This window comes from Rossellomorea sedimentorum, from assembly GCF_046237645.1.
In the GTDB taxonomy this organism is placed as follows: Bacteria; Bacillota; Bacilli; order Bacillales; family Bacillaceae_B; genus Rossellomorea; species Rossellomorea sedimentorum.
On the sequence record NZ_CP143546.1, the window covers coordinates 932,501 to 951,310 of the forward strand.

The 18,810-nt window shown below is 43.1% G+C and carries 15 protein-coding genes and 13 tRNA genes (1 of these 28 running past the window's edge); 26 read left to right on the top strand and 2 right to left on the bottom strand.

Annotated features, from left to right (window positions below):
* From V1502_RS04535 to V1502_RS04645, 23 genes are all read left to right on the top strand, one after another.
* Positions 1–72, top strand: a tRNA-Val gene (locus V1502_RS04535); it begins 4 nt to the left of the window's first position.
* Positions 73–82: 10 nt separating this feature from the next.
* Positions 83–156: transfer RNA gene (locus V1502_RS04540), tRNA-Met, on the top strand.
* Between the two features lie 70 nt (positions 157–226).
* Positions 227–303: transfer RNA gene (locus V1502_RS04545), tRNA-Asp, on the top strand.
* Between the two features lie 169 nt (positions 304–472).
* Positions 473–548, top strand: a tRNA-Phe gene (locus V1502_RS04550).
* Positions 549–560: 12 nt separating this feature from the next.
* Positions 561–636 (top strand) — tRNA-Thr (locus V1502_RS04555).
* 12 nt (positions 637–648) lie between these two features.
* A tRNA-Tyr gene (locus V1502_RS04560) sits at positions 649–732 on the top strand.
* 7 nt (positions 733–739) lie between these two features.
* Positions 740–813: transfer RNA gene (locus V1502_RS04565), tRNA-Trp, on the top strand.
* A 27-nt stretch (positions 814–840) separates the two neighbouring features.
* Positions 841–916, top strand: a tRNA-His gene (locus V1502_RS04570).
* A gap of 47 nt (positions 917–963) precedes the next feature.
* A tRNA-Gln gene (locus tag V1502_RS04575) sits at positions 964–1,038 on the top strand.
* A 6-nt stretch (positions 1,039–1,044) separates the two neighbouring features.
* Positions 1,045–1,119: transfer RNA gene (locus V1502_RS04580), tRNA-Gly, on the top strand.
* 5 nt (positions 1,120–1,124) lie between these two features.
* Positions 1,125–1,198 (top strand) — tRNA-Cys (locus V1502_RS04585).
* A gap of 10 nt (positions 1,199–1,208) precedes the next feature.
* Positions 1,209–1,293 (top strand) — tRNA-Leu (locus tag V1502_RS04590).
* A 16-nt stretch (positions 1,294–1,309) separates the two neighbouring features.
* A tRNA-Gly gene (locus tag V1502_RS04595) sits at positions 1,310–1,383 on the top strand.
* 503 nt (positions 1,384–1,886) lie between these two features.
* Positions 1,887–2,828 carry a carbohydrate ABC transporter permease gene (locus V1502_RS04600; protein WP_409253198.1) on the top strand — a complete coding sequence of 314 codons (942 nt, stop codon included), beginning with the start codon at positions 1,887–1,889 and terminating at the stop codon, positions 2,826–2,828.
* Complete coding sequence (locus V1502_RS04605) at positions 2,828–3,655, top strand: carbohydrate ABC transporter permease (RefSeq protein ID WP_409253199.1); 828 nt, start codon at positions 2,828–2,830, stop codon at positions 3,653–3,655. The genes V1502_RS04600 and V1502_RS04605 overlap by 1 nt, the downstream gene beginning before the upstream one ends.
* A 71-nt stretch (positions 3,656–3,726) precedes the next feature.
* Positions 3,727–5,007 (top strand): ABC transporter substrate-binding protein, encoded by a 1,281-nt coding sequence (locus V1502_RS04610; RefSeq protein WP_409253200.1) that lies wholly within the window; start codon positions 3,727–3,729, stop codon positions 5,005–5,007.
* Between the two features lie 136 nt (positions 5,008–5,143).
* A complete protein-coding gene (locus V1502_RS04615; RefSeq protein WP_409253201.1) occupies positions 5,144–6,955 on the top strand; it encodes a sensor histidine kinase in 1,812 nt (603 codons plus the stop codon).
* Positions 6,936–8,510: a response regulator gene (locus tag V1502_RS04620; RefSeq protein ID WP_409253202.1), complete on the top strand. Its 1,575-nt coding sequence runs from the start codon at positions 6,936–6,938 to the stop codon at positions 8,508–8,510. The genes V1502_RS04615 and V1502_RS04620 overlap by 20 nt, the downstream gene beginning before the upstream one ends.
* Positions 8,511–8,527: 17 nt before the next feature.
* Entirely contained in the window at positions 8,528–9,253 is a 726-nt protein-coding gene (locus V1502_RS04625) for a ThuA domain-containing protein (RefSeq protein WP_409253203.1), read from the top strand.
* Between the two features lie 400 nt (positions 9,254–9,653).
* Positions 9,654–10,682 carry a Gfo/Idh/MocA family protein gene (locus V1502_RS04630; protein WP_409253204.1) on the top strand — a complete coding sequence of 343 codons (1,029 nt, stop codon included), beginning with the start codon at positions 9,654–9,656 and terminating at the stop codon, positions 10,680–10,682.
* 13 nt (positions 10,683–10,695) lie between these two features.
* Positions 10,696–11,736, top strand: a complete 1,041-nt coding sequence (locus V1502_RS04635) for a Gfo/Idh/MocA family protein (RefSeq protein ID WP_409253205.1) — start codon at positions 10,696–10,698, stop codon at positions 11,734–11,736.
* A 12-nt stretch (positions 11,737–11,748) separates the two neighbouring features.
* On the top strand, positions 11,749–12,717 hold the full coding sequence (locus V1502_RS04640; protein WP_409253206.1) for a sugar phosphate isomerase/epimerase family protein: 969 nt from the start codon (positions 11,749–11,751) through the stop codon (positions 12,715–12,717).
* A 211-nt stretch (positions 12,718–12,928) separates the two neighbouring features.
* Entirely contained in the window at positions 12,929–13,375 is a 447-nt protein-coding gene (locus V1502_RS04645; RefSeq protein WP_409253207.1) for an SRPBCC family protein, read from the top strand.
* 74 nt (positions 13,376–13,449) lie between these two features.
* On the opposite strand, the gene V1502_RS04650 is transcribed toward V1502_RS04645, so the two are convergent.
* The gene (locus tag V1502_RS04650) at positions 13,450–13,623 is read right to left on the bottom strand and encodes a hypothetical protein (protein WP_409253208.1); all 174 of its coding nucleotides are present in this window, start codon (positions 13,621–13,623) and stop codon (positions 13,450–13,452) included.
* A gap of 143 nt (positions 13,624–13,766) precedes the next feature.
* On the opposite strand from V1502_RS04650, the gene V1502_RS04655 reads away from it, so the two are divergent.
* The gene (locus tag V1502_RS04655) at positions 13,767–14,897 is read left to right on the top strand and encodes a serine hydrolase domain-containing protein (RefSeq protein ID WP_409253209.1); all 1,131 of its coding nucleotides are present in this window, start codon (positions 13,767–13,769) and stop codon (positions 14,895–14,897) included.
* 71 nt (positions 14,898–14,968) lie between these two features.
* Here V1502_RS04655 and V1502_RS04660 read toward each other — a convergent pair whose 3' ends face one another.
* Entirely contained in the window at positions 14,969–15,640 is a 672-nt protein-coding gene (locus V1502_RS04660) for a B3/4 domain-containing protein (protein ID WP_409253210.1), read from the bottom strand.
* A 254-nt stretch (positions 15,641–15,894) separates the two neighbouring features.
* On the opposite strand from V1502_RS04660, the gene queG reads away from it, so the two are divergent.
* Positions 15,895–17,031, top strand: a complete 1,137-nt coding sequence (gene queG / locus V1502_RS04665) for a tRNA epoxyqueuosine(34) reductase QueG (RefSeq protein WP_409253211.1) — start codon at positions 15,895–15,897, stop codon at positions 17,029–17,031.
* 490 nt (positions 17,032–17,521) lie between these two features.
* Positions 17,522–18,751, top strand: coding sequence for a Bcr/CflA family efflux MFS transporter (locus V1502_RS04670; RefSeq protein WP_409253212.1), 1,230 nt, complete (start codon positions 17,522–17,524; stop codon positions 18,749–18,751).
* Positions 18,752–18,810: the final 59 nt, after the last annotated feature.

Sequence of the window (18,810 nt, forward strand, 5' to 3'; positions counted from 1 at the left end):
GATTAGCTCAGCTGGGAGAGCATCTGCCTTACAAGCAGAGGGTCGGCGGTTCGATCCCGTCATCCTCCACCATTTAAATTATCGCGGGGTGGAGCAGTTCGGTAGCTCGTCGGGCTCATAACCCGAAGGTCGCAGGTTCAAATCCTGCCCCCGCAATACCATTTTTGAAAAGTCATATCATGTTCCTTCTTCAAGGATGGATATTTTGACTTCGTCAAAAATCCTTGGTCCGGTAGTTCAGTTGGTTAGAATGCCTGCCTGTCACGCAGGAGGTCGCGGGTTCGAGTCCCGTCCGGACCGCCATTTTTAAAGAATCATCTAAATTCTTAGTTCAAACTAAGAGGGTTTCTATAAAGCAAGAAGTTCAAGGAAGCAACCGAGTGAACACCGGAGCGCACTGACAGGTGCGTGAGGATGTGAACGAGGGCGCTGACGAAGAAATTCGCAGCTTAGCGGAAGCCGAAACTATTATGGCTCAGTAGCTCAGTTGGTAGAGCAATGGACTGAAAATCCATGTGTCGGCGGTTCGATTCCGTCCTGAGCCACCATTTTCCTGAAGTGCCGGTGTAGCTCAACTGGTAGAGCAACTGACTTGTAATCAGTAGGTTGGGGGTTCAAGTCCTCTTGCCGGCACCATCGAGAATATTTGGAGGGGTAGCGAAGTGGCTAAACGCGGCGGACTGTAAATCCGCTCCTTCGGGTTCGGCAGTTCGAATCTGCCCCCCTCCACCATTTATATAGGGGTATAGTTTAAAGGTAGAACAGAGGTCTCCAAAACCTCCGGTGTGGGTTCGATTCCTACTACCCCTGCCATATTACTGATAAATGAATAACATTATGGCGGCTGTGGCGAAGTGGTTAACGCATCGGATTGTGGTTCCGACATTCGTGGGTTCGATTCCCATCAGTCGCCCCATTAATTATTTTGAACATATTTACAACTGAAAACATATACTATATCAGTGGGCTATAGCCAAGCGGTAAGGCATCGCACTTTGACTGCGACATGCGTTGGTTCGAATCCAGCTAGCCCAGCCAATTTTTGCGGAAGTAGTTCAGTGGTAGAACACCACCTTGCCAAGGTGGGGGTCGCGGGTTCGAATCCCGTCTTCCGCTCCATTGATGGCGGCATAGCCAAGTGGTAAGGCAGAGGTCTGCAAAACCTCTATCACCGGTTCAAATCCGGTTGCCGCCTCCAATCAACACATGCCGGTGTGGCGGAATTGGCAGACGCGCACGACTCAAAATCGTGTTCCTTCTGGAGTGCCGGTTCGACCCCGGCCACCGGTACCAATTTCATATGTATATTGCGGGTGTAGTTTAATGGTAAAACCTCAGCCTTCCAAGCTGATGACGAGGGTTCGATTCCCTTCACCCGCTCCATACATAACAGTTCAACCCTTTCTCTTTGGAGAAAGGGTTTTTTGTTGCTTTAGGTATTAGTGAATTAACCTCTGTGCTATCTCTGTCTAGCTTCAGTGCCTTAGGTTATGTATTCACTAAATTGTATCTATCTAACTTGTCTCTATTTGCGTTTCCTGTCTTATTCATATAGATTGCGTCTAATCTAGAATATTTGCGTATGTAAAAATCGTTCGTTTGTTCAAGTAGCGATTTTTCCTTTTGAGCCTAACGTTCCTACTAATTTGCATTAATCGGAGTCTGTCTAAGAAAAGTAAGTGTTATTTTGACCCTGATCCTGAGGAGGTGGAATTCCGCTTGCTTATGGATATTGACATGATCCACAAAATTCCGGGTAGTGCCTGTCACCTGATGGAAAGTTTTCACTCATCACAATTTTGCCCCTTCTTTGTCAATTTTGTATACCTTTATAAGAAAGCGCTTCCATTATACTTAAGGAAAGTAATATATAGGCGGTGATACCGGTGGAGACAAAGATTGAGACAGGGGCTGTAAGGCCTGAGATACAGATTCAGACGCCAACCAAGAAGAAGACAAGGTACAAGAGCATATTAACCTATGCCGCCTTTGTAGGACCTGCACTGTTGTTTTTCTTAGTGATACAGATTATTCCCTTTTTGATGGGACTTTATTATTCTTTTACCTCTTGGAATGGAGTCAGTTCTGCTGTTGAGTGGGTGGGAATTGAAAACTATAAAAAAATCTTTTCGGATGATCCGGTCTTTTTCAACTCCTTCATGTTCACCACCAAGTTTATGGTGGCGGCAGTCCTTATTAGTAACTTAATAGGATTTAGTTTCGCGCTGCTTCTCAATGCAGCCTTGAAAACTCGAAATATATTAAGAACGGTATTTTTCATTCCAAATGTTATCGGAGGTCTATTGCTTGGTTTCATCTGGCAGTTCATCTTCGTCAAAGGTTTTGCCTCTCTTGGAAAGATGACGGATATCGGATTTTTCAAAATGCCATGGCTTGGAGATGAAACGACGGCCTTCTGGGGAATCGTCATCGTATTTGCGTGGCAGATCAGTGGTTACATGATGGTCATTTACGTAGCAGCCCTTCAAGGAGTTGATAACTCATTGTTAGAGGCGGCGAAAATGGATGGAGCTTCAGCTTGGGCAGTCCTCACGAAGATTATCATTCCATTGATTCTGCCGGCCTTCACGATTTGTTTCTTCCTGACGATCTCAATGGCATTCAAGATCTTTGACTTGAATATCTCATTGACAGGCGGGGGACCTTTTAATTCGACTCAATCAGTTGCCATCAATATCTATCAGGAAGCATTCCAGAATAACCGATATGGACTGGGGACAGCCAAGTCGATTCTATTCTTTGTCGTCGTAGCTGTATTCACAACCATTCAAGTAATGGTGACCAAGAAGAAGGAGGTTGAGGCATAATGGGCAATCGTTATACTAAAAAGACATTTGTTCTTGAGATTCTCGGTATCACCGTAGGGCTCATTTTCCTTATTCCTTTTTACTTCGTACTGGTCAACTCGGTAAAGCCTTTTGCGGCAATCTTAATCGATGCGGCGGCATGGCCGAAAGAATTCCTTTTCTCCAATTATGCAAAGGTGTGGGAGATCATTAATTTCCCAAGAGCCTTCTGGAATTCACTGGTTATCACAGTATTCAGTAATGTCGGGCTTGTTATCATCAGCTCCATGGCAGCATGGAAGATGGTGAGGACACCTGGGAAGTTCAGCAAGATTTTATTCATTATCTTCGTGTCAGCAATGGTCATTCCATTCCAGACGGTGATGATCCCGCTTATGAAACTGGGCGGGGCACTGAATCTTACTAATAGTATCCCGGGGCTGATCATCATGTACTTCGGGTTCGGGGTTCCGTTGTCATTGTTCCTTTATCACGGCTTTGTGAAAACCGTACCTGTAGAAATTGAGGAGTCTGCAATGATTGATGGCTGCAGCCAGTTCGGAGTGTTTTGGAGAATTGTTTTCCCTCTTCTCAAACCGATCACAGTGACAGTCATTATTCTGAATACACTGTGGATCTGGAACGATTATCTGCTTCCGCTGCTTGTGTTACAGGATGCAGAACTAAGAACGATTCCATTGGCAGCAAGCTCGTTCTTCGCTCAATATACAAAGCAATGGGATATGGGTCTTGCGGCATTGGTTCTCGGTATTACGCCGATCATCATCTTCTTCCTGTTCTTGCAGAAACACATTATTAAAGGAATTGCTTCAGGATCTATTAAGTAGATATAAAGTTCCTGGCTATTGCCGGGCATTTATATAAAATATTAATAAGTACCAGGGAGGTCAAACTATTTATGAAACGTTTTCTGCTTTTATGTATGTCTCTAGTTTTTGTATTCGGTATTGTTGCCGGATGTTCTTCTAATGAAAACAGCTCAGGCAATTCAGACAGCAATGGTGAATCAGGGGAAGATGTAGTAACACTTAATTTCTTCCAGTTCAAGGTTGAAATTGCAGATCAGCTTGCTGAGATGATCAAGGAATTTGAAGCTGAGCATCCAAATATCAAAGTTAAGCTTGAAACTGTCGGCGGCGGTGCTGACTACGGTGCAGCCCTAAAGGCAAAGTTTGCATCTGGTGAAGAGCCGGATATCTTCAATAACGGTGGATTTAAAGAGTTGGAACTTTGGAAGGAAAAATTGGCTGACCTGTCAGGTGAGCCTTGGGTAGAGCATGTTCTTCCTATTGGTAAAGTCCCAATGACAGATGCAGACGGTAAACTTTACGGTATGCCGGTTAACCTTGAAGGGTACGGATTTGTTTATAACAAGGATTTGTTTGAGAAAGCAGGTATCACAGAGCCGCCTGCAACAATCGATGAGTTGAAAGATGCATCAGAAAAATTGAAAGCCGCTGGCATCACTCCATTCTCTGCTGGTTATGGTGAGTGGTGGGTAATTGGACAGCATTTGTTGAACATCCCATTTGCTCAGCAGGAAGATCCGATTGCTTTTATTGAAGGTCTATATGATGGATCTGAAACAATCGTTGGCAATGAAAAATTCAAACAGTTTAAAGAAGTGCTTGATACTGAGTTGAAATATGCGAATGACAACCCATTAACAACTGACTACAATACTCAAGTGACTCTGTTTGCTTCTGGTGAAACAGCTATGCTTCAGCAAGGTAACTGGACAGAAAATATGATCTATGAAATCAACCCTGAAATGAATATGGGCTTCCTTCCGATTCCAGTAAGCAACGATGAGAGTGCTGACCGCTTACCGGTAGGAGTACCTAATAACTGGGTATTGAATAAAAATTCTGAGCATCTAGAAGAAGCAAAAACATTCTTGGAGTGGATGGTTACTTCTGAAACAGGTAAACGCTACATCACAGAAGAATTTGCATTCATTCCAGCATTTGATAACATCGAGCCGGCAGGTCTTGGCGACTTAGGACAGTCAATCCTTGAGTACTCTAAAGACGAAAAGACGATTCCTTGGACTTGGTTCAGATGGCCGGATGGAGCGAACAAAGAGTTCGCAGCGGCTATCCAGGAATATGCTGCAGGGAAAATCGATTATGACACATTGCTTGAGCGCTTCCAGACTACTTGGGATAACCTGAAGTAATAGAATAATAGAAAGCATGTCTCTTACAGGCATGCTTTCTATTTATATCCTTTGGCGGAGTGATCACATAACGCTTTCAATTATAAGGCGATACATTCTATACTAGTGTATATGAAAGACTTGGAGGATCACCTTTATGATTAAAAACAGTATCCGAAACAAGCTGATCGTCTTGTTAATGATTACTACGATAATTCCTTTTGGAAGTTCCATCATTATTACATATCTCTATACGAAAAATACCATAGAGGAAGAAGTCGTGCAGGAAAGCAGCAATCTCCTTTACCAAGGGAAAATCAACCTGGAAAACTATATCAATGAATTGAGCGGATTAACACTCTCCCTCTATAACAATCCTGATTTCATTAATTATATGAGATCTCCGGAGGATGAAAGTGACTACCTTACAATCGGTTTGGTTAAAAACGTTGTGCAAACCTTTCTATATACAGAAAAAACGATTAAAGAAGTCACGATTACCTTAGTTGAAGATGATCGAGTGATTTCTGCAACCAAGCATTCGACTGTTGTTTTTTCCATCAGAGAAGCCGCATCAGAGAAGGAAGCTTTCAAAAAGGCTGAACGAAGTCCTTACAATTTGTATATCGAGCCTGCCTATCCACAGCAGGAAAGTGACAGGAAAAGGTCCAAGAGCATTGCCACGATTCACCGGGCCTTGACCAATGTTCCGGCGGATGAAGTATTGGGGTACATCTCTTTGGAAATCTCGCCAGACAAAATTTTGGACTTGAGTAAAAATTTGTATAATACTAACACCGAAGAGTTTTATTTGTTGACTCCAGAAGGAGAGATGATTTACAGCTCTGACAGTGATGCCTCACTTAATGAAAGCAGCCAGCAGTGGATTCAGGAAATAACCGGTGGCAATGAAACATCTGGTACTTTGGAGTGGAAAGAAGACTCGTTTAACGGGGTGATGATGTATGACCGCCTTTCTCCTTCAAGCGGCGGCTGGATATTAGTGAAAAGAGTTTCCTATGCAAACCTTTACGAAAGCGCTTTTAGTGTAGCAAAGATCAATATTCTATTTGGTATTATCGGGCTTTCGCTCGTCATTCTGTCGATATTGTTCGTCTCCTTTAAAATTACCTCACCTATCCGTGTGCTGCTGCATAACATCCAGCAGATCGAAAAAGGGGATATGAAAATCGAATCTCAATCCTTTGGGAGTGATGAGATAGGACTTTTAGGTTCGCGGTTTCAGCAAATGATTGGCAGGATCAATCACCTTATTAACAGGGAGTACAAACTGGAATTGGAGAATAAGACGAATCAGCTTAAGGTTCTGCAATCACAAATCAATCCGCACTTTTTGTATAATGCCCTGCAGTCAATTGGAACTATCGCCTTGAAAAATAAGGTTCCGCAAATATACACATTGATTACCCATCTCTCTAAGATCATGAGGTACGGGATGGACATGGAAGAAGATATCGTTCCACTCAGTAAGGAGATCACTTATACCCGGGCTTACCTCCTGCTGCAGAAGGAGAGGTTTGGAGAAAATCTGGAGTATTCTATAGACGTGGAAGAGGGACTCCAGGAAGTAAAAGTACCGAAAATGCTGCTGCAGCCAATCATTGAAAATTATTTTAAGCATGGCTTTGATATTCGTGAGGGAATTGGTAAGATCCGATTACACTGTTTCACTGAGAACAACGAAGTGGTGATTACAGTCGAAGATAATGGGGCAGGGGTAACAGAGGAGAAGCTTCAAGAAATTTACGATCATTTTCAAACTGATATCAAGAATACAGCAGGGGAGAATACAAGCATCGGGTTGAAAAATGTTTTTGTCCGGTTGAAGCTTTATTACGATCAACAGGCAAGCCTGGAATTGCGGAACTTAGAAGGGGCCGGCTTCAGGGTGACAATGAGGCTACCGGTACAGATGGAAGGTGATACTCATGAAAGCAATCATTATTGATGATGAAAAGCATGTCAGGGAAGGATTGATTTTGCTGGCTGAGTGGGAAAAACACGGGATTGATACCATCTTGGAAGCGGAAGATGGGGAGCAGGCCATTGAACTGATTAAAGAGCATCGACCGGAAATCATCTTCACCGATATGAGGATGCCCAGAAAAGATGGAATAAGCCTTTTGAAATGGCTGCATACATCCGAACTTCACAGTAAGACGATAGTAGTGAGCGGTTATGATGATTATGAATACATGAGGAATGCCCTCTTTTATAAAAGTTTTGATTACATCCTTAAGCCGATTGAACCGGAAGTCCTGAATGAAGCACTGGGTAAAGCCGTCAGTGAGTGGAATGAACAGGCACGTTCAAGGAAAAACCAGGTGGAAGATAGCCAGGTACTAAATGAAGTTAAACCTCTTTATTGGGATCGGTTATTTTCCAAGCTGTGTCTTACAGGTGAACTGCCTGAAGCTGTTGGGATCAGAATCAGGAGTGAATATGGCCGGTCCACGGCTGATGAGGTAGTAAAGATCGCTTTAATACCCATCAAGCCGTTTGTAGTAAAGACATTTCAGTCTGATGAAGAACTGGCATTCTTTACATTGAGCAATATTGCCAATGAACTGTTAAGAAAAAATAACGAGGGTGTCTGCTTTCGAAACATCAATAATGATCAGGAACTCGTCATTATGATATGGAATGTTAACAATATATCACTGCTGCTTCAAGATATTCATACGGCCATTTATCAGTACAGTAAGGTGCGGCCCATCACGGCTATTGGAAAAAAATCGGCTGATGTGAAACAGGCCTATGACTCTGCACATCATATTTTATGGAAGCATGACCTTCTGCCGGGAAGAAGGATGGTGACGGCTGAAGATGTTGTGGACACCTCTCTTTTACATCTCTTGGATTATTCCAATGACTTGAAATGGGCTATCCGTTCCGGCAGCTTGGAGCAAATTGATTCACAATTAAGCTCTCTGTTCAGCATGCTGGAAAAGGATTTTAGTATTTCCCTGGAGCAGATCTCCACCTGGGACAGGCAGTTTGAATTATTGAAAAATAACTGGTTAAAAGAATATGAGATTAACAATGACGGAGTATCTGTAAAAAGAGAAGACTATTGGAAGGAAGACGGCTCTTTCTCCTTTTCCAAATTTAAGAAAGAAAAAACGGATGAATTCAAAGAAATGGTCAAGATGCTGTCAGATGCTAAGTACCAAAAAGAGAAAAACAGTATGCAGAGGATTGAAGAGTACCTGCAAAAACACTATCAGGAAGATATAAATCTACAGGAGATTGCCGACCGGTTTTATCTCAGCAGGGAGTATATATCGAGGAAATTCAAACAGGACTATAATGCCACCATCACAGATTACTTAACAAGCATCCGGATGGAAAAAGCCAAGAATCTGCTGGAAAATCCATACCTGAAAATCTATGAAGTTGCCTACGGAGTGGGTTATCAAAATGAAAAATACTTCAGCAAAGTGTTTAAAAAACATGAAGGCGTTACACCGAACGAATACAGGCAATCTTCAGCCAAATCTTAATAAACGGAGGTTTCACCATGTTAAATGTAACAGTATGGAATGAGAATCGTCATGAGCAAAAGAGTGAAAAAGTACGCGAGGTATATCCAGAAGGCATTCACGGTGCAATTGCATCCTTCTTGGGAGGAGAATCATTCAATGTAAGAACGGCCACCCTTGATGAAGAGCAGCATGGGCTGACAGCGGAAGTATTGAATGAGACGGATGTGCTGTTGTGGTGGGGACATATCGCGCATGATGAAGTATCCGATGAAGTGGTGGAGAGGGTCAGACAGCGAGTCCTTGATGGGATGGGGTTGATCGTCCTGCACTCCGGCCATTTTTCAAAGATTTTTAAAGTATTGATGGGAACTTCCTGCGATCTTAAATGGAGGGAAGCGGATGAGAAGGAGCGAATCTGGATAGTCGATCCGAGTCATCCGATCACAGATGGAATTGGGGAATACATTGAACTGGAAAAAGAAGAAATGTACGGAGAGCATTTTGATATCCCTGCCCCTGATGAGCTGGTGATGGTCAGCTGGTTCGAAGGCGGAGAGGTATTCCGCAGCGGCTGCACTTATAAACGCGGAAATGGAAAGGTATTCTATTTCCGTCCCGGACATGAAACGTACCCTACCTACTATAACAAAGAAGTTCAAAAAGTGATTGTTAACGCAGTAAAGTGGGCTGCACCTGTTAAGCGTGAGAGACCTGTCTACGGAAATGCACAACCACTTGAAACGATTAAAGGGTCAAAATGAAGGGTTTTTCGTGAAAACCGATGATAGTGAGAAGGTCGGATAACTAAATCTTTCTATGTACTATATTGCCATTTAGTAAGGCATTAAATCCTGAAATTAAGAAAAGAGCAAAATCTTTACTAGCATGCTCTACTCCTTTTATAAAGGCTCTATGCTAAAAGATTGTACCTTTTTACCTTAATCATTCAGCGTTTCATACGAATGGTTGATTGGAGCGTAAGGTGGGCGATCTCCTGCGGGACTAGCGGGACAGGTGAGACCCCGCAGGCGCAGCCGAGGAGGCTCACCGCCCGCCCCGCGGAGTCGCGCACCTGGAGCGGAAATCAAATATCTCATTCAAATAGCACAATAGTTACGAAAAGAGCTTATAAAAATAGACATTCAATAAGGAGGAAATGAAATGAATAAAATTAAAATCGGCGTGGTCGGCTGTGGAAGTATCGCCCAGCATCGCCACCTGCCTGAATATGAGACTAATCAACATGTTGAAATTGTCGCGGTCTGTGATATCGTCGAAGACCGTGTGAAGAAGGTAGCAGAGAAGTATGAAGCCCGTGCCTATACAGAGTATGAGGAACTGATTGCAGATGGGGAAGTGGAGGCAATCAGCGTCTGCACGCCAAATTACCTTCATGCACCTATTTCTGTTGCAGCATTGACAGCAGGAAAGCACGTATTGTGTGAAAAACCGATGGCTACTTCTTCAGAAGAAGCACAGGAGATGATACAAGCTGCAGAAGAAAGCGGCAAGAAGTTGATGATTGCCCATAATCAGCGATTCGTGCCTTCTCATCAGAAAGCAAGAAAATTGATAGAGAGCGGAGAAATTGGAAAGATCTACAGTTTCCGTTCCGCTTTCGGGCATGGCGGTCCGGAAGGCTGGAGTGCGGATGGAGCAGACAGCTGGTTCTTTAAGAAAGAAGAAGCCTTCATTGGTGCAATGGGTGACCTTGGGGTCCATAAGACAGACTTGCTTCGCTACATACTTGGTGAAGAGTTTGCAGAAGTCGGCTCCTTCATTGAAACGAGTTCTAAGGAAAATGCGGATGTTGACGATACCGCGGTTTGTGTGCTGAAAACAGAAAGCGGCATCATCGGGACACTGGCAGCAAGCTGGTCGTATGTTTCAAAAGAAGATAACTCTACTATTATCTATGGAGAGAAGGCCATTCTGCGCCTGGAAGATGATCCAGTCCACTCTTTAGTAGTTCAATATGCCAATGGTGAAGTGGTGAAATACGAGCTTGGCGGAATCCAGACCAATGAGGATGGCGGACAGAAAAATTCCCATGTTATTGAGCAGTTTGTGGACAGCATCGTTCATGATACAGAGACTCCTGTTACAGGGGATGAGGGAATGAAGTCTCTGCAGGTAGTATTGGCAGCGTTGGAATCGAATGAAACAAAACAAATTGTAAAAATCAATTGAGGTGTTATCAACCATGACAAAACTCCGGATGGGGATAATCGGTGTCGGAGGTATTGCTCAAACCCGTCATATCCCTGCGTATAAGCAACTAGAAGATATCGTTTCAGTTGAAGCGGTCAGTGATATCAATGCCAAGACTGCTGAAGAAGTGGCTGCTAAATTTGATATTCCGCATGTGTTCAGTGATTTTCAGGATATGTTCTCTGAAGTGGATGCCGTAACGATTTGTACACCGAACAAATTTCATGCCGAGATTTCAATTGCCGCACTTAAAGCGGGAGTCCATGTTTTCTGCGAAAAACCGATGGCGATGACGCCCAGGGAATGTCAGGACATGATCGATGCAGCAGAAGATTCGGGAAAGGTGTTGAGCATAGCGTACCATTACCGATTTATGAAAGAATCCCAGGCGGCAAAAAAACTGATCGACCAGAACGAAATAGGCGAACCGATCGTCGCCAGAGCCAGGGCGGTGCGCCGAAGAAAAGTTCCCGGTTGGGGAGTATTCACGAACAAAGAATTGCAAGGCGGAGGCAGCCTGATTGATTATGGCTGTCATTTCCTTGACCTGTCCCTATGGCTGTTAGGCAATCCAAGCCCTGTTGAAGTAACGGGTACTGCCTATAATAAACTGAGCAAAATGGCAGATGAAGTTAACATGTGGGGAGATTTTGACCGAGACTCGTTTGAAGTGGATGATCACGTAACCGCTTATATCAAATTTGATAACGGGGCCTCCATGTTATTTGAGACGTCCTGGAGTGCCAATGTGAAGAGCGATGAAGAGGTGATGAGCATTTCTGGTGTAACAGGAGGACTGGACTTGTTCCCTCTTCATCTGAATCAAAGAAAACACGGTATGCTGCTGAGCAGTAACGCGGATTGGGTGCCTGGGGAAGACGATCCGGGTATCCCGCAGGCAGAAAATTTTATTAACAGCTGCCTGGGCCTTGAAGAGCTTCTTGTGAAACCGGAGGAAGCAATGAAAGTATCGCAAATCATTGATGCAATATACCAAAGCAGTGAAAAGGGTGAAAGCATCCGGCTGCCATAGGAGGAAGCGTATATGAAACTAGGTGTGTTTACGGTTTTATTTTCTCAAAAGAATTTTGAAGAAATGCTTGATTATGTAAAAGAAGCTGGGCTTCAGGCCGTTGAGATCGGAACTGGAGGCTATCCGGGAAATGCGCACTGCGACTTGGATGCTCTTTTAGAGAGCGAAGAGAAACGAAACGAATATTTAGATAAGGTAACATCCAGGGGATTGACCATCAGCGCATTCAGCTGTCATGGAAACCCGATCTCCCCTGAGAAAGCATTCGCTGAAGAGTCACATGCGGCTCTGGAGAAAACAATCAGGCTTGCCGGCTTGATGGGTGTCCCAGTCGTCAACTGCTTTTCCGGAACAGCTGGAGACCATGAGGGGGCAAAACATCCAAACTGGCCGGTATCTCCTTGGCCTAACGAATATGGCGACATTTTAAAGTGGCAGTGGGAAGAAAAGCTGATTCCCTACTGGAAGAAGATGGGCAAGCTCGCTGAAGAGAATAATGTGAAAATCGGCTTGGAACTGCATGGCGGCTTCCTTGTCCACACTCCTTACACAATGTTGAAATTGCGTGAAGAAACGTGTGAAGCCATCGGTGCCAACCTGGATCCGAGTCATTTATGGTGGCAGGGAATCGATCCTGTCGCAGCCATCAAAATTCTCGGGAAGGCAGATGCCATTCACCACTTCCATGCCAAAGACACGTATATCGACCAGGACAACGTCAACATGTATGGCCTGACAGATATGCAGCCTTACGGAAACATCCAGACAAGAGCATGGTCATTCCGTTCGGTCGGCTGCGGTCACAGCATGCAGGAATGGTCTGATATGATGAGTGCGTTAAGGACCTATGGCTACGATTACGTCGTCAGCATCGAACACGAAGACCCAATCATGTCCATTGAAGAAGGGTTTATGCGAGCAGTGAAAAACTTGAAATCCATATTAATTGAAGAGCAGCCTGCTGATATGTGGTGGGTGTAAAAAACATTTTAGAAAGAGGGGTACCAATTTCAATGAAATTGGTATCCTTTTTTGTTTTTTTTCTCTATAAGTAAATTTACTAATTCAAGGTAAATGGGGGGGTGGATAGATACCTGTCACCTTATGAAATAATGTAAGCGAATGGATGTAATTTAATAAGGGCAATGTTATGTTTATAAGGGATACTTATTTATGTTTTGGAGGTTAACCTATGAGCCGAATTTTCACTGAAACCGTTACAATCAATGCGCCTTTAGAAGAGGTTTGGAACTATTTCATTAATCTTGAAGAAAATGCGTCAAAGTGGATGAAAGGCATACAGTCGTTGGATAAAGAAACCAAGGGAGAGGTTAGGGAAGGAACAAAGTACACCTTCCACACACGGGGACAAAAGCATTCTTCCACTGTGACTGAGTTTATACCGAAAGACAAAGTGACTCTTACATCGATACAGGGAAGTTTCCAAGCTGATTATACCTACTCCTTTTCAAGTTTGAGTGCGGATTGTACGGAACTTACTCTTACCGCGACGTGTACAGCCAAAGGACTATCGAAAGTACTTTCTCCAGTAATTAAGATAGCAATCAAGAAATCGGATCGGGATCAAGTCCAACGGTTTAAAGAAGCATTTCTAAATGCGGATCGGGTACGTATCTGAGCCCCAAACAATGCATCTTATTATTTTAAAAACAAAAAGGCTTGAGACAAACCTCAAGTCTTTTTAAACAAGAACTATTCATTGATCCCCTGCTGTACTTGCTGGATTTTCTGTTGTGCTTTTTCAAGTTCAGTTAGAGCAAAGCGACACGCTTCTGCTTCACTGCTGTTTGAATTAACTTGCTTCAAGTGAAGATGTGCTTTATGGATAATATCCTGTGCTTCTTGTAATTCGCTTTTATAGTTCATGGCAGTTCACCCCTTTATTTGATTCACCTTATATGGTGCGTAAGTTTTTGAGGAAAATGCACTTTGAGTTATTTTTAAAAGAGATAAAGTTTGGAAAAAAGCGTTATAGAAAGTAAAATATTTTTATATTCAGGGAGGCCGGTATGGAGAAAATAAATGAAAAATGCAATCAGATTACAGATTATATAAACGAAATCTTCCATGACCGAAACAGTGTCGGATTAGGTGTTGCGGTTGTTAAAGATTCACATATCGTTTACTCAAAAGGATTTGGTCATTCTCAAATTCACCCAGTTAATAAGCCAATTGATGGAGATACAGTGATGAGCATTCAAAGTGTTTCCAAGAACTTTATGGCACTTTCTATTATGCAGCTGGTAGAGAAAAAGTTAATTTCATTGGATGATCCTGTTGTTGACTATTTACCGTATTTTAGAACAAAAGATAAACAGCAGAGTGATACCATCAAGATACGCCATGTAATGTCCCATACTGCAGGCTTCCCATCTGATTTAGGGATTGCCAACATGACAGCTCCTAATGTAAGAGAAATATTTTCAGATACTCCAACAGAATTTCAAGAAGCCTTAGACTATTATCAGCTTACGGAAGAAGAAATAAATAGTATAAAAAGCCGTGAAGATATTACAAGGTGGTTTAAGAAAGTAGAGTTGGAATATCCGGTCGGAAAGGGATGGAACTACTGTACTGATGCATATGTGATACTAGCTGATTTGTTTGAAAAAGTGACAGGTTCACCTTGGGAAAAACATCTTAGAGAGGAAATCCTGGCTCCCTTGGATATGAATAGAACAACTGGTGATTGGGCTTCAGTAGAGAATGATAAAAATAGTGCGAGATATTATATGGGCGAAGATAAAATAGAAACTCCATTTCCGAAGAATGAAATATCAGCTCCCATTGGCTATTTATATTCAACAGCAAATGATCTAGGAAACTACTTACGCTTCCACTTAAATAAAGAAAAAACAATTCTACGTGCAGATTTGATAGAAGAAATGCAAAAACCTGTCCATCGCGTCAATGAGGAATGGCGGTTCGGCAGTGAAGTCAGAAGCTACGGACTTGCTTGGTTTACAGATACATATAATGGACATAGGATTGTAGAACATGGAGGTGGTCAAATGGCTGTTCGATCACTTATTTCCATGGTACCTGAACATAATCTTGGAATTGTGGTTTTACTGAATTTTGATGGAACTATCCATCATGATATATGTGATAAGATCATTGATGTATTCATTGGTGCTTAAAACTGTCTGTCTTTAGAAGGTCAATAAAATGCAAAAAGCAGAAACCGAGATGGTATCTGCTTTTTTGCTGGTTAACCTCCAACAACTGAATAAGTTCCTTCACCGCCATGAATGGAAACAAACATATCCATCAGGGATTTCGTCAGCTTTTCACTCTCCTCAACAGAAAGTGATGGTTTTAAAAAGATAATTTGAACAGCGTTTTTTGTTTCTTCTCCTACAGGTGCGGTTGCTGAGTCGACAAACGGACTTCCGAATGGGCCGGCAGCGTCACAGGCTACAATCAGGTTTTCGAGTGAATTCTCCCGTCCATTCAATCCGGTGTAGATTTCACCTTCTGAGCCGAGACGAAGCTCTATATTTGCTCCTTGCAGGTTATCCCTGTCATATATGCCAATAGGCACTTCATATTGAAGGGAGAAGAAGTTGTTCAAGTCGATGGCTGAATTGATGCTTTGCAGGTAGTTCTGCTTTTTCACCCTGCGGTATAAGGCTTCAGCTGAGTGGCGGTAACGATTCGGGTCTTTTCCAACAGTCTTGAATATCTTTCTCCATTGGGCAACGCCGTCAATTTCAGTCACGGGTTTTTCCTGGAGGTCAAAAAAGATTGATTCCTGAAACAACTGCAGCCTGCCTTTCAGCATTTGAGGCGAGGAGCCGACTTCGATATTATGATATTGGATAAAGCCAACTTTGAAACCGTCAACTTTGGCTGTAATTAGGGGATTTATCGTAATTTCCACTTATTTTCCCTCCACATTTATTTTAAAATAGTTTATCATAATACACGGCTATATTTCATATGTGGGAAATTATTGAGTATGTACGAATGATTATCCCTATGCTATGATTTGAGAAATTTAATAAGCTTATGAATAGATTGTTCCGAAATAATTATGGACTAAAGACTAAAAATATATAATAACTAGATTAATGTCACGTACTTGGAACGGAAATCTATATACGATAAAGGAAACTCAGAAAGGAGGGGAGAGCATTGGATTTCGATCAACTGAAGCAGGATATTATTGATTACAGCAAAGAAATCGGCATTGATAAGATTGGTTTTACGACAGCTGACACTTTTTCAGAAATGAAGAACAGGCTGTTAAGGCAGGAAATGCTGGGGTATCAATCCGGTTTTGAGGAAAAAGATATCGAAAAGCGGGTCGATCCCTCACTGATATTCGACGGGCCGAAATCCATCATTGCGATTGCTCTCGCCTATCCTTCGAGAATGAAGAACGCGCCCCAAAGTAAGAAAGGCGAACGCAGGGGGATCTTCTGCAGAGCTTCATGGGGGACGGATTATCACCATGTTTTAAGGGACCGTTTATCCAAACTGGAGGATTACATCAAGTCCAGAGTGCCACAGGCTCAGTTTAAATCCATGGTGGATACGGGAGAGCTTGTAGACAGGGCGGTTGCCGAGCGTGCAGGAATTGGATGGAGCGGGAAAAACTGTGCCATCATTACTCCTGAGTTTGGCTCCTATGTTTACCTGGGAGAAATGATCACTAACCTACCGTTTGCCCCAGACGATCCGATGGAAGATCAATGCGGCACTTGCAACAAATGTGTAGATGTCTGCCCGACGGGAGCACTGGTAGAAGGCGGCCAGCTTAATGCACAGCGCTGTATTGCTTTCCTGACCCAAACCAAGGGTTTCCTGCCGGATGAATTCAGGACCAAGCTTGGAAACAGGTTATACGGCTGTGATACATGTCAAACAGTGTGCCCGGAAAATAAAGGGAAAGACTTCCATAACCATTGGGAAATGGAACCTGATCCTGAAATTGCAAAGCCGCTGCTGAAACCGTTATTGACAATCAGTAACCGGGATTTCAAAGAAAAGTATGGACATGTTTCAGGATCGTGGAGAGGAAAGAAGCCGATCCAGCGTAATGCTATCATTGCTTTGGCTCACTATAAAGATGAAACCGCCCTCCCTGATCTAATCTCAGTAATGGAGAATGATGTGAGACCAGTTATTAGAGGAACCGCTGCCTGGGCATTGGGCAAGATTGGCGGAACCGATGCCGAGGAAGCACTGCAAAGGTTCCTTGGAAAAGAAAAAGATGAAGACGTCATCTCAGAAATAAACAAAGGCTTGGAATTGATATCATTAAAATAAAACGCTGTTTTCGTATATATTGTTGCTCTCGGGAAAATTTAAAGAGCCGGATTTTTCCCTTGGGGACAAGGGCTTTTTTCTCTGAATAAGGTGAATTAGCTCTTTTCTTCCTTGTTTATCAGGCTATTTCTGGTTAATTAAGTAGATATTTTTTAAAGCTTGATTAAATAGCAACAAAGTTTACGAAAAGAGCCAAATAAAAACAGTTAAAGCTTTCATGCTTTGGCTGTTTTTGTTTTGGCAGCCTGTGTTAGGTAAGAATAAAATATAGGTTCATTGATGCTTGTCGTCGCCTGGAGAGGAAAGCAGTAGGATTTTAATAAGTAAGTAATAAAAAATATCTGCAGGATAAATAACGTGTTCGAGCGCTGATTGAAAGATTCATAGACAGAGAAGTCATTTCTATTGTAAAAAGTAGAATTTCTTTGCTAGAATCAATTGAACTAATTGGAAGAAACTGAAAGTGTCAGAAGGAAGGACGTATAAAAGTATGATTCAACAACCTACAGGCAAGGAACGGATCGGGTTCGCATTTCTCCTGGGAATACTGGGTGTGCTGGGCCCCCTTAACATCGATATGTATTTACCAAGTTTTCCTGGAATCGCTTCAGATCTGGGAGCAAGTGCTTCCCAGATCCAGCTCAGTTTGACAAGCTGCCTGATTGGACTTGCGGCCGGTCAGATTGTCGTAGGGCCTATCAGTGATGCAAAAGGGAGAAGAAGCCCCTTGCTTCTGTTTATCTTCTTGTTTGCCCTTTCATCAATCCTTTGTGCGGTCGCCCCGAATATTTCAGTCTTGATCGCGGCGCGTTTTTTGCAGGGATTTACTGCATCAGCAGGAGTTGTTCTGTCCAGGGCAGTGGTCCGGGATGTATTCAGTGGAAGGGAACTGACCAAGTTTTTCGCCCTCTTAATGGTCATTAACGCGACTGCTCCAATGGTAGCCCCGATCACAGGCGGAGCAATCCTGTTGCTGCCGTTTGCCACTTGGAACACTATATTTTATTTTCTTGGACTCATTGGATTCCTCATTGTGGGGGTCATTGCCTTGAAACTGAAGGAAACCCTTCCTCCAGAAAAGCGGATTCCGAGCTCACTAGGAAGCTCTGTGCGTACCATCGGCAGTCTGCTGACGGACCGGTCCTTTATCGGCTATGCTTTGACAGTCGGGTTGATTCACGGGGGAAGCTTTGCCTATGTTGCCGGAACACCATTCGTTTATCAAGGAATCTATGGGGTTTCTCCGCAGGCCTTCAGCATATTGTTCGGCATAAACGGCCTTGCGATTATAACTGGCAGTTTTCTCATTGGCCGCCTGGGCGGTATCATTCATGAAAGAAAGCTGCTTCGATCGGCTGTTATCATTGCTGTGAGTGCGACTTCCTTTTTGCTTCTCATAACAATTATTCAAGGTCCTTTGGCAGCCGTTGTCATTCCGATTTTCATCTATATGACAACCATGGGGATGATTTTGACTAGTACGTTTACGTTGGCAATTGAACATCAGGGACATCGAGCAGGCAGTGCCAGTGCGGTATTAGGGATGATACCGCTGGTCATTGGATCGATTGTCTCTCCCCTTGTAGGTATTAATGAAACAACGGCAGTGCCAATGGGGGCAGTACTTTTCATTACGGCTTCTCTAGGTGCTGTTGCGTTCTTCAGTTTAACGGGGAAGAAACAGGCGGTAGCCATGAAGTTAGGCACGAATAGCAATTGATTGTATCGATCAAACCAAATCTTAGACGTAGGCAAAGAAGTTCTTCCATAATAATAAAA

Excerpts from the sequence above, each read along its gene's own strand:
- V1502_RS04625 (WP_409253203.1), top strand. The coding sequence starts at position 8,528 with ATGTTAAATGTAACAGTATGGAATGAGAATCGTCATGAGCAAAAGAGT.
- V1502_RS04620 (WP_409253202.1), top strand. The coding sequence starts at position 6,936 with ATGAAAGCAATCATTATTGATGATGAAAAGCATGTCAGGGAAGGATTG.
- V1502_RS04645 (WP_409253207.1), top strand. The coding sequence starts at position 12,929 with ATGAGCCGAATTTTCACTGAAACCGTTACAATCAATGCGCCTTTAGAA.
- V1502_RS04630 (WP_409253204.1), top strand. The coding sequence starts at position 9,654 with ATGAATAAAATTAAAATCGGCGTGGTCGGCTGTGGAAGTATCGCCCAG.
- V1502_RS04650 (WP_409253208.1), bottom strand. The coding sequence starts at position 13,623 with ATGAACTATAAAAGCGAATTACAAGAAGCACAGGATATTATCCATAAA.
- V1502_RS04635 (WP_409253205.1), top strand. The coding sequence starts at position 10,696 with ATGACAAAACTCCGGATGGGGATAATCGGTGTCGGAGGTATTGCTCAA.
- V1502_RS04615 (WP_409253201.1), top strand. The coding sequence starts at position 5,144 with ATGATTAAAAACAGTATCCGAAACAAGCTGATCGTCTTGTTAATGATT.
- V1502_RS04655 (WP_409253209.1), top strand. The coding sequence starts at position 13,767 with ATGGAGAAAATAAATGAAAAATGCAATCAGATTACAGATTATATAAAC.
- V1502_RS04640 (WP_409253206.1), top strand. The coding sequence starts at position 11,749 with ATGAAACTAGGTGTGTTTACGGTTTTATTTTCTCAAAAGAATTTTGAA.
- V1502_RS04610 (WP_409253200.1), top strand. The coding sequence starts at position 3,727 with ATGAAACGTTTTCTGCTTTTATGTATGTCTCTAGTTTTTGTATTCGGT.
- V1502_RS04670 (WP_409253212.1), top strand. The coding sequence starts at position 17,522 with ATGATTCAACAACCTACAGGCAAGGAACGGATCGGGTTCGCATTTCTC.
- V1502_RS04605 (WP_409253199.1), top strand. The coding sequence starts at position 2,828 with ATGGGCAATCGTTATACTAAAAAGACATTTGTTCTTGAGATTCTCGGT.